The sequence below is a fragment of the Kitasatospora sp. NPDC056181 genome (genome assembly GCF_042266225.1).
GTDB lineage: Bacteria > Actinomycetota > Actinomycetes > Streptomycetales > Streptomycetaceae > Kitasatospora.
In genome coordinates this window covers 1-1,783 of sequence record NZ_JBHJUK010000327.1, presented here as the reverse complement: position 1 = coordinate 1,783, position 1,783 = coordinate 1, and the positions used below count along the sequence as shown (strand labels likewise).

The following is a 1,783-nucleotide window of genomic DNA, read 5'->3' as shown; positions in this document are numbered from 1 at the left end:
CCGGCAGGGCCGCCGCACGGCGGGCGGCCGGGGGGCGGGCTGCGGGCCGTGCGTCGTCGCTCTGGGCCCCCGGGGCCCGGTGGCCGTCAGCGCCGCAGGTGGGTGGCCAGCAGCTCGACCACCGCGGCGCGCTGGTCGGCCAGGTAGAAGTGGCCGCCGGGGAAGACGCGCAGGTCGAAGGCGCCGGTGGTGTGGCGCTCCCAGTCGCGGGCCTGCGCGGACGAGACACGTGCGTCCTCGTCGCCGATCAGGGCCGTGATCGGCGACGACACGACGGCGTCCGGCGCGCACAGGTACGTCTCGACGGCGGTGTAGTCGCTGCGCACCGACGGCAGGATGAGCTCTCGCAACTCCGGTTCGGCAAGCACCTGTTCGTCGGTACCACCGAGCCGGGCCAGCTCTGCGAGCAGCTCGTCGTCGGGGAGCAGGTGGTAGGAGGTGTCGCGCGGAAGGGAGGGTGCGCGGCCGCCGGAGGCGAACAGGTGCGCCGGAACGCCGCGGCCTTCCGCCTCGAACCGGCGGGCCACCTCGAAACAGACGGCCGAGCCCATGCTGTGGCCGAAGAAGGTCAGCGGCCGGTCGGTCCAGGGCTGCAGGGCCTCGTGGACGCGGTCCGCGAGCCCGCCGATCGAGTCGATCGTCGGCTCCGCGAACCGGTTCTGCCGCCCGGGGTACTGCACGACGAGCACGTCCGCGTACGGCGACAGGGCCGCGGAGTAGTCGAGGTAGTAGCTCGCCGAGCCGCCCGCGTGCGGAAAGAGGACGAGCCGTGCGGGCGCCGTCCCGACGGGGTGGAAGCGGCGGAACCAGGGGCTCTCGGTGACGGTGTTACTGCCGGCCATGCGGGGCGACCTCTCTGAGTACGGGTCAACTGTTGATCTGCTCCCCAGTGTCCCCATCAGGCCCGCCGGTTTCCACCAGCACCCCCGTCGCGGACACGCGTGATCCTTCTGCTACGCCCGGTCGCTTCGGTCATCAGTTCCGTTGGCCCCTGCCCCCGCGGTTGCTCGCCCTCGACGTGGCGGGCGTCGACCTGGTGTCGCTCGTAGCCGGGCCGGCGGGCTGCGTGTCCCCGTGGGTCGCCCGCGGCGGTTCCCTCGACGAGCGTGGTACGGGGACCGTGAGGTCCGTCCTCGGCCGACTCGAAGAGGTCCTGCCTGAAACCGTCAACCGACGCATCCGCGAAATCCGCCGGCTCCTCCAGACTGCCGGACACACCCCCGAACCCACCGGACCCCGGCTCGCCGACCTGGACGCCCTCCGCGACCTCGCCGCAGATCAGGGCGCCGAGCTCCCGCCATCCAACGCAACGACGCTGAACGGCTGCCTAGTTCAGCGAGGCGGCCTGCTGCTCTGCCTGGACGGCCTCCTGGGTTGGTTTCGTCGCCTCGTCAGGGCGTCCGGCCTGGACCATTCGCTTGGCCAGGTCTCGTAACGCATCCGCGAGCAAGCTCAGGTACTCGGCTCGCGCACCAGGCGGTGGCTGGATCGCGTGCAGGACGTCCACCGCCGCCTGTGCTGCGGCAATCGCTTCCGCCGGCTCCGGCACGTCAGCCAGCCACAAGGACAAGGTCAGCAGATCCGCAGAGAGTTCCATCACGGATTCGCCCGCAGAGACGCCGGCCGCCTGCCGGTACACCTGTATCGCTTCCTGAGCGGGCTGCACCACCTCGGCGAGGCGACCCCCCTGCATCAACCGCTGCACCACGGCACGCAACGCACCCGCGAGCAAGCTCAGGTACTCGGCCCGAGCACCATGCGTTGCATGGATCCGGTGCAGGAC

The 1,783-nt window shown here is 71.5% G+C and carries 2 protein-coding genes; both read right to left on the bottom strand.

The genetic code is table 11. The features are described 5' to 3' along the window. Positions 1 to 86 precede the first annotated feature (86 nt). Positions 87 to 842, bottom strand: a complete 756-nt coding sequence (locus tag ACFC1F_RS43285) for a thioesterase II family protein (RefSeq protein WP_376167313.1) — start codon at positions 840 to 842, stop codon at positions 87 to 89. A gap of 485 nt (positions 843 to 1,327) precedes the next feature. After that, positions 1,328 to 1,783 (bottom strand): hypothetical protein (locus ACFC1F_RS43280; RefSeq protein WP_376167311.1); only part of this gene is annotated, 456 nt, incomplete at its 5' end.